The organism is Deinococcus phoenicis (assembly GCF_000599865.1).
Classification (GTDB): Bacteria; Deinococcota; Deinococci; order Deinococcales; family Deinococcaceae; genus Deinococcus; species Deinococcus phoenicis.
On sequence record NZ_JHAC01000004.1, the window covers coordinates 170,312 to 177,765 of the forward strand.

General features: G+C 65.4%; 8 protein-coding genes and 4 tRNA genes. 8 read left to right on the plus strand and 4 right to left on the minus strand.

Annotated elements, in window-relative coordinates; translation table 11 throughout:
* The first annotated feature begins 19 nt into the window (after positions 1–19).
* Together DEIPH_RS01745 and DEIPH_RS01750 are read left to right on the plus strand one after the other, a co-directional pair.
* Positions 20–95, plus strand: a tRNA-Ile gene (locus DEIPH_RS01745).
* 12 nt (positions 96–107) lie between these two features.
* A tRNA-Val gene (locus DEIPH_RS01750) sits at positions 108–182 on the plus strand.
* Positions 183–331: 149 nt separating this feature from the next.
* Here DEIPH_RS01750 and DEIPH_RS01755 read toward each other — a convergent pair.
* Positions 332–1,003, minus strand: coding sequence for an amino acid ABC transporter permease (locus DEIPH_RS01755; RefSeq protein ID WP_034352772.1), 672 nt, complete (start codon positions 1,001–1,003; stop codon positions 332–334).
* A gap of 99 nt (positions 1,004–1,102) precedes the next feature.
* Positions 1,103–1,864, minus strand: a complete 762-nt coding sequence (locus tag DEIPH_RS01760) for a transporter substrate-binding domain-containing protein (protein WP_034352776.1) — start codon at positions 1,862–1,864, stop codon at positions 1,103–1,105.
* 240 nt (positions 1,865–2,104) lie between these two features.
* Here DEIPH_RS01760 and DEIPH_RS01765 point away from each other — a divergent pair, with 240 nt between their 5' ends.
* The 6 genes from DEIPH_RS01765 (at position 2,105) to DEIPH_RS01790 (ending at position 4,800) form a co-directional block, all read left to right on the plus strand.
* On the plus strand, positions 2,105–2,779 hold the full coding sequence (locus DEIPH_RS01765; RefSeq protein WP_034352779.1) for a TrmB family transcriptional regulator: 675 nt from the start codon (positions 2,105–2,107) through the stop codon (positions 2,777–2,779).
* 37 nt (positions 2,780–2,816) lie between these two features.
* Positions 2,817–2,892: transfer RNA gene (locus tag DEIPH_RS01770), tRNA-Ala, on the plus strand.
* A 34-nt stretch (positions 2,893–2,926) separates the two neighbouring features.
* A tRNA-Met gene (locus tag DEIPH_RS01775) sits at positions 2,927–3,003 on the plus strand.
* Between the two features lie 120 nt (positions 3,004–3,123).
* A complete protein-coding gene (locus tag DEIPH_RS01780; RefSeq protein WP_034352880.1) occupies positions 3,124–4,020 on the plus strand; it encodes a tyrosine-type recombinase/integrase in 897 nt (298 codons plus the stop codon).
* Positions 4,017–4,496: a hypothetical protein gene (locus DEIPH_RS01785; protein WP_034352782.1), complete on the plus strand. Its 480-nt coding sequence runs from the start codon at positions 4,017–4,019 to the stop codon at positions 4,494–4,496. Before DEIPH_RS01780 ends, DEIPH_RS01785 begins: the two co-directional genes overlap by 4 nt.
* A 28-nt stretch (positions 4,497–4,524) precedes the next feature.
* Complete coding sequence (locus DEIPH_RS01790) at positions 4,525–4,800, plus strand: hypothetical protein (RefSeq protein WP_034352785.1); 276 nt, start codon at positions 4,525–4,527, stop codon at positions 4,798–4,800.
* A 323-nt stretch (positions 4,801–5,123) separates the two neighbouring features.
* On the opposite strand, the gene DEIPH_RS01795 is transcribed toward DEIPH_RS01790, so the two are convergent.
* Positions 5,124–6,113 (minus strand): hypothetical protein, encoded by a 990-nt coding sequence (locus DEIPH_RS01795; protein WP_034352788.1) that lies wholly within the window; start codon positions 6,111–6,113, stop codon positions 5,124–5,126.
* 95 nt (positions 6,114–6,208) lie between these two features.
* A complete protein-coding gene (locus DEIPH_RS19540) occupies positions 6,209–7,255 on the minus strand; it encodes a hypothetical protein (RefSeq protein ID WP_152544728.1) in 1,047 nt (348 codons plus the stop codon).
* Between the last annotated feature and the right edge of the window lie 199 nt (positions 7,256–7,454).

Consider the following 7,454-nt stretch of genomic DNA (forward strand, 5'->3'; position numbering starts at 1 on the left):
TCCCCTCGCTCATCGGCCCGGGCTCTTAGCTCAACGGTCAGAGCAGTCGGCTCATAACCGATTGGTTGCCGGTTCAAATCCGGCAGGGCCCACCAGCAGCATCCCACGGGCGGTTAGCTCAGCGGTAGAGCATTCGCTTCACACGCGAGAGGTCGTAGGTTCAAATCCTATACCGCCCACCAACAGAAAAGACCCCGGCTTCAGGCCGGGGCTTTTTTCTGGTTGGCTGCGTTACCTGCCGCCCTCATCAAACTTCCGGTTAATCAGCTGTGGAATGACTGATTAACCGGATTGGAAGGGGAAGGAAATAACGGATTATCCGGAATCCGTATCAGCCCTGGCGGGCCAGCCGCGTCTCCAGCCGCCGCTGCACGAGTTCCAGCAGGCTGCTGAGGACCCAGTAGATCAGCGCGGCGGCCAGGTACGGCCCGAACGGCTCGAAGGTCCGCGCGATCACCAGCTGGGCGCTGCGCAACAGTTCGACCACCGTGATGACCGAGACCAGCGACGTGTCCTTGACCAGCCCGATCAGCGTGTTGCCCAGGCTGGGCAGGGCCACGCGCGCCGCCTGGGGCAGCACCACCAGCCGCAGGGTCTGCCGGCGCGTCAGGCCCAGGCTGAGGGCCGCTTCCCACTGGCCGCGTGGCACGCTCAGGATCGCGGCGCGCATCGTCTCCGAGAGGTAGGCGGCGGCATTCAGCGTCAGCGCCAGCACGCCGCCCACCAGCGGGCTGAGGGTGACACCGAACGACGGCAGGCCGTAATACACCACGAAAATCTGCACCAGCAGCGGCGTGCCCCGGATAAAGGACACGTACACGCCGCTGAGCCACCGCAGGAACGCAATGCCCGAGAGCCGCGCCAGCGCGACCAGCAGGGCCAGCGGTAGGCCCAGCAGCATGGCCGCCAGCGCGTAGCCCAGCGTGATGGGCGCGGCGCGCAGCAGGGTGGGCAGGGCCGCCCAGGCACTCTGGAGAATCAGTTGCAGCTGCTCGGCGATCATGGAGCATTCTCTCAGGACGGCTCGGGGTGGGGGTCAACGGGAACGGGGGAGGCGGAGCGGTGACGCTGCCTGCCTCCCCCGCACGCCTGCTGGCCGGAATCAGGGCTTGCTGACGTCCTGCCCGAACCACTGGCGGCTGATCTTGGCGTAGGTGCCGTCGGCCTTGATCTGAGTCAGGGCGCGGTTGATCGCGCTGCCCAGGGCCGCGTTCGTCTTCTTGAAGGCGACGCCAACCGGTTCCGGCTGGCCGATCACGCCCGCCCCACGAATCGGAAGGTTGTTCTTGGTGATCAGGTACCCCACCAACAGGCGGTCGTTGTAGGCCGCGTCCAGCCGTCCCGCCGCCAGATCCGCCAGGTACTCGGGTGCGCCGGGGTACGTGACCACGTTGATGCCCCCCGCGTCCCGCAGCTGCTTCTCGAAGTTGCTGCCCAGCCCCACGCCCACGCGCTTGCCCTTCAGGTCCGCGAGCGTTTTCGGGCTGAAGCTGCCACTCTTACGCACGATGATCTGCGGGCGGCTGTAGGCGTACGGCTGGCTCATTCCGATGGCCTTTTGCCGCTCGGGCGTGATGCCCACCTGGTTGATGATCACGTCGTACTTGTTGGCCTGGAGGCCGCCCAGAATGCCGCTCCACTCGGTCAGCACGAACTCCGGGCGCAGACCCAGTCTGGCGGCGAGCGCCTTGGCAATGTCCACGTCGAAGCCGCTGAGGTTGCCCTGCGCGTCCTTGAAGGTAAAGGGCGGGTAGGTGCCTTCCATGGCGATCTTCAGCACGCCCTTGGTCAGGGTCGGTGCGGCAGCCTGGGCGCTGAGGCCCGCCGTCAGGGCCAGGGTGGTCAGGAGGATCAGGGAACGCATGGGGCCTCGTTTCTGCCGCACAGGGCGGCGGGGAGAAGTGAAGGGACCTCTTAGGAGTAGAATCTAAAGCACTTTACTCTTTTGAAATGTGAGCTTGGCTGCTGGCTGGCGGCCAGCCGCTGGGGGCCAACCAACGGAGGCTGTAACCTGCCGGGCACCTCCTTCTTATTCTGCGCTGTTCCCGGCTCTGGGCCACTCGCTGTGCTGGACAGCCGGGCTTTTCCCGTATGCTGGACGGACATGAGTGCTGTGATTCACCTGCAAGCGTTGGGCCTCACCGAATATGAGGCCCGCGCTTACACGGCTCTGCTGGCCCTGGGGCGCGCGGTGCCTGCCCGTGTGGCCCGGCAGGCGGGCATTCCCCGCCCCAAGATCTATGAGACCCTCGAACGGCTGGAGGGCCGGGGCCTGGCCGCCCGCGTGGGGCAGAACCCGCTGGAATACGCGCCGCTGAGCGCCCGCGAGTACCTGGCCCGCGCCCGCCGGTCCTTCGATGACCGCCTGGGTGCCCTCGACCGCGACCTGTCGCGGCTGGCCCCCGATCCGGCCCCGGAAGCCGTCTACCACCTCTACGGAGAGGCGGCCGTCCGCAGCCTGTGTGAGGACCTGACACTGAACGCCCGCCGCAGCGTCTACATGGCGGGCGAGACGGCACTGGCCGAACGCCTCGAACGCCTCACGCCCCGGGGAGTGGACCTGCACCGCGCCTCCCTGGCGGGCCTTCCCGCCGTTGCCGCCGAGGGCCAGCGCGCTTTCCTGCTCGCCCGCGACGGCGAGGCGGCCGTGATCGCCCACTTCATCGAGGAGGGCGGAAACGGCGAAGCGCACGGCGTCCACACCCACAATCCGGTCGTCATTCACCTGATTGAGGGCTACGTTCAGCTGGCCGCACAACGTTCCGCCGCAGGGCGTTGACAAGTCGGGAGGTCATTGGTAATCTAACCGGGCCTTCGGGGCTGTGGCGCAGTTGGGAGCGCGTCTGAATGGCATTCAGAAGGTCAGGGGTTCGAATCCCCTCAGCTCCACCAGAAGCCCCCGCCACTGTGCGGGGCAACTTTTTAAGGCGATGTAGCTCAGCTGGTTAGAGCGAACGACTCATAATCGTTAGGTCCCCGGTTCAAGTCCGGGCATCGCCACCAAAGACGAGAACCCCGTCCAGGACGGGGTTTTTCTTTTGGCCTTGAAAAATGGACTCGGTTCACCCAGCAGTGATCGTGTACTCTTCAGGACCCAGGAAAATGCCGTCGGAAGGGACCATCATGACGACGGCAGAGCTCTGGGAGCAGTTCTTCTACCACCTTCGGGTCAAGCGGCGGGCCAGGACCACCCTCAACTTCTACGGCGTGACTCGCCGTGCCCTGGACCGCTACGCGGCGCAGACGCCGGGCTTCCCCACCTTCCCCACCCTGATCTCCGTGACGCACCTGCGCGCCTTCGTGCTGTGGCTCGAAGAGCAGGGCCTCGCAGCGGGCGGCGTCCACGCCCACGTGCGAGCGCTCAAGGCCTTCTTCGGCTGGGCGCACCGGGAGGAACTGCTGCCCCGCAACCCCGCGCAGCGTCTGGAACGGCCTACCCTCCCCAACCACCGCCTGCCCACCGTGGCTACGGAGCAGGTTGGGCAGCTCCTCAAGGCTGCGCGTGCAACCGATCAGCCCTTGCGAGACGTGGCCCTGATCCTCACCCTCTTCGATACGGGTGTGCGTCTGGCCGAGGTGATTGGCCTGCGGGTCGCCGACCTGCAACCGGAGCGGGGGGTCTTCCGGGTGATCGGCAAGGGCAACCGGGAGCGATCTGTGCCTGTGGGGGTACGGGCCATGACGGCGGTGAGCACCTACATGCGCCGGGAGCGCAAGCCGCGCCACGCAGGCGTGCAGCACCTGTTTCTGAACCGCAGTGGTCAGGCGATGACGCGGAGCTGTGTGTCCATTCGCCTGTGTCGCTTGGCGGAAGCATCGGGCCTCCCGCGTGCCCAGGTGGCTCCCCACGCCTTCCGTCGGGGCTTCGCCGTGGAGTTCCTGCGCAACGGGGGAGACGTGTTCACCCTCCAGCAGATTCTGGGGCACAGCAGCCTGGAGATGACGCGCCGGTACGTGAACTTCCTCGATGAGGACCTCAAGGCCGCCCACCTGCGCTTCTCGCCTGGAGACCGCCTGTGAGTGCCGGGATGCCCCTGCAAAGACTCGTAGTCAACGAATCGGCGTTTGACCTGGCCCTGCAGGTGGCGGCCGCACTGGCGCTTCGGGACGACCGGGTGCTGCTCCTGCGAGTGGTGCGTGAGGAAACTCCTGACCTGGGGAGGCCCCAGTTGTACCGCAATGTGCCCTGGCTGGGCCTCATGAGCCTCCACGAGGATGACCTCCCGCTAGGGATACGGCTGGCGCGTGCCGCCCAGGTCAACTATCTGGTTCTGGTCCTCCCAGAAGAGGTCTTTGGGTCGCATGGTGCTGGTCCGGGCGTGGCCAGCATCACCCTCAGCCGTCAGGGGCGCGAGGACACGATTGTCGCGGGTCAGATCGGGGCGTTGGTGGATCATGCCCGGCACTTCGGCCTGGAGACCCTCTGGGTGGAGGTGGTGGCTGGCCAGCGGGAAAGGACGCCCACACAGCCCGACGAGGCGCTGGGATCACCGTGACCTTTCCCATTCCAAAAGAACAGCGGTGATGAAGACCCTGAAAACCTTTCTGGCTACACCCAATGACACATTCGTTCACGAGCTGGCGATGATGCTGGCGCGGCAGAACTGCCTGGTGGCGGTGTTGCAGGTGACCTCGCAGGCGCCGCCTGGCCGGTACCGCTGGCTGCGTGGCGTTCACCTGGGTGGGACGCGGCTGCAAGAGTTCCATCTGCACCCGGACGATGTGCCGTACGTGACCCAGGCCGTGAAGGACGCGGCCTTCGATCACCTGATTCTCGTCACTGCCGACATGGGCACTTGATTTGCGAGGAAACACGCCCAGGACAGCATTTTTCGGTTTCCCGACCTGGGGCTTGACAAGCTCCGTAGACTTAAGGTGTCAGAGGCAATGCAGGCAGAAACCAGGTTCCCAGTGGGGGGCTTGACAGCGGCGCGATAGTGTTCGTGCAGGTCACCGCTCTCCACCTTACCCCCGCCGTACTGTCGGTCCAGTCTGCCATCAATCTGCTGGCCCACAACCCCACGTCCTTCCCCGGTCCCCTGAAAGGGTGACCGGGTTCTCTTTGGAGGCTTAGATGTTGACTTCCCTTCGCGTACCGCTTCAGCTCATCGGCAACACTCACCTCAAGGCACGACCACCTCCATCCTGGCGCCTGTGGCCGCTGCTGGTGCCGTATCTCCCCCTGCCGGGGGTAACACCAGTGGAACCCCTCCCCGTTTTCCGGCGGTCTGGTGACCTGGAGGAGCGTGGGCCGCTTGGGGGCTGGGAGTGGCGCGAGCAGGCTCACCGAGGGCCAGTAAGTAAGTGAAATCTTGCCGGGCAGCCTGGGGGTCCTTCCCCCGCGCCATATAGACGGTGAGCTGGCTACCCGTTCCACGACATGCCTCCAGCCCCAGAGCCTGCATGACGCTCTCCAGGAGCTGGCCGTCATGTTTGCCGCCCCCGACCGCAACGTCGTTGTATTCCCAGGCGCGCTCGTCGTGAAAGCTGCGGTAGAGATGACTGGACGGATCCAGGGTGAGCGCCCACACCTGCAGCCGTTGCCGGGCTTCCTGAGCTTTTTTACTCCGGGCGGGGTGACGGGGCAGCGCGTCCAGCAGCGGCCTGGCGAGGCCATTGGGAAAGAAGGCCAGCAACTCACTGGTCAGTGCGGCCGTCATGTCACGCCAGCGGGGGTTCTTGCTGCGGCGCTTGAACTGTCGCAGCGGCTGGTACGCCTGGAGGTTCACCCGGTCAGCCAGGTACCCGAGCGTGGGGTGAACCTGAGCCTCATCTGCACCGATGATGATGCGAGGTTTCTGGCCCAGGGGGTACCTGGGTTGGCGGCCCCGGTTGAGCATTTGCAGGAGTTCAGCTCCCCGCGCGAGGGCCTTGAATGTTTCCCGGGCCTCCGGGTCATCTGGGAACAAGGCGGAGAGCGTGTATTCCTGGTACATGCCGCTGAGGTGCGGGGGGCTGAGGGCATATACGTCAGCGCCCGCATGAGCGTTGCTGCCCCGTCCGGCGTGCCAATGCATCAGGGCCAGAGACGTCCCGCTCAAACCACTGGCCGCATAGGCGCGCTCGATGATCTGGGGCCACTCGGCGTCTTCGCCCCGTAGATTCTTGTTCACGATGGCCAGTTGCGGACGCTCGGGGTTTTACCTGCTTCTGGTGGGCGAGTTCCTCCGCCACCTGAATCCGCCGTTGGCGGCCTTTCTCCTTCCCATCATGCAGGAAGTTGACGTGCAGCAGGGGGCTGCACTCCACTTCCAGCTTGTCGCCCCGCTCGAACTCGTGCAGGGTCACCCGTTCCTGATCCTGGAAGAGTGCCCGGTAATAGGTCTCGTTCGCGTAGCCGTCCAGCACGAGAATCGGCAGCCCGTACCGGAGGGGGAGGCGCAGGTTGTACCGCAACTGGGTAGGGGCAGAGAGCGCCTTGCCCCCGGGCCAGTGCAGACCGAAGCGTTGCCGCAGCGGTTGGCTGTCCATTGCCCCGGCCCCCGGCCACCAGAGCCGCGTCCTCGGCGAAGGCCTGCGCCAGCCATACCGCCTGCTGGGAACGCACGAAGCGGGCCAGGGTCTTCTTGAGGGCCAGAACGTCTACTGGCCCTGGGTGATGCGCCTGGAAGGCCGCCCAGAAGGGAGAGCCAAACAGGCCGTATCCGCGGATGAACCGGTTGGGGAGAGCAAAGGTTCGGGTGTCCGAGCGCCGGGCGCCTTCTGCAACCTTCTGCAGCGCTTGCCAGACGGGATCCTCTTCAGGCAAAGCCTTCAGGTGCATGGGAGCCGCGCCGGGTAACACTTGCTCGTAGCTCAGCAGGAGCCCCGCCGTGGGATCCTCATCAATGACCAGCAGGTCTGCCTGGCGCAGGGACATGGATGCGTGCCGCGCCCCGAAGATCAGGGGAAGCTTGGCATGGGACACGATCTTCACTGCCGGGTGGTCCGGCCACTGAAACTGCGGCAGATAGGGCTTTCCCAGTTCATCACAGCGGGCCGAGCTGTAGATGGTCTCCGTGTGGATGCCCAGGTCCTGGAAGTCCTGCTGTGCCTGAGCACCGAGGGAGTCAGGCTCATTGATGGCTTGTACCGCCCACAAGACCCGGCGCAGGCGACCTGCTTTCAGATGGTGGGCAAGTACCGACCGCGTGAGGGTGCTCTTACCGACCCCAGGCGCGGCAACGATGACCGATACGTGGTCGGGTTCCCGGCGGGCGAGGATGCGCTCAATGCCGTCTGTGTTGAGGGGCGGGAAGGTGAGAGTAGAAGTCAACAGTTTTCCTCCCCTCAAGACTACGAGGCCACGGGGGAGGGTTTGGGTGGGGGGATGCCAGGCCCGCCTTCTAACTGGCCAGGCAAATGAAGAACAGCGGTGAGGAGCGGTACCCCCGCCCCGCCGAGCCGAGTGGGCTAGGACGGCGCTCATAAGGGTTGCCGGGTGAGGGTATAGCCACACCGTTGAAACCAGCCCT

Bases quoted from the DNA above. Each gene is read 5' to 3' on its own strand.
- DEIPH_RS01780 (WP_034352880.1), top strand. From the start codon at position 3,124: ATGACGACGGCAGAGCTCTGGGAGCAGTTCTTCTACCACCTTCGGGTC.
- DEIPH_RS01755 (WP_034352772.1), bottom strand. From the start codon at position 1,003: ATGATCGCCGAGCAGCTGCAACTGATTCTCCAGAGTGCCTGGGCGGCC.
- DEIPH_RS01790 (WP_034352785.1), top strand. From the start codon at position 4,525: ATGAAGACCCTGAAAACCTTTCTGGCTACACCCAATGACACATTCGTT.
- DEIPH_RS01765 (WP_034352779.1), top strand. From the start codon at position 2,105: ATGAGTGCTGTGATTCACCTGCAAGCGTTGGGCCTCACCGAATATGAG.
- DEIPH_RS01760 (WP_034352776.1), bottom strand. From the start codon at position 1,864: ATGCGTTCCCTGATCCTCCTGACCACCCTGGCCCTGACGGCGGGCCTC.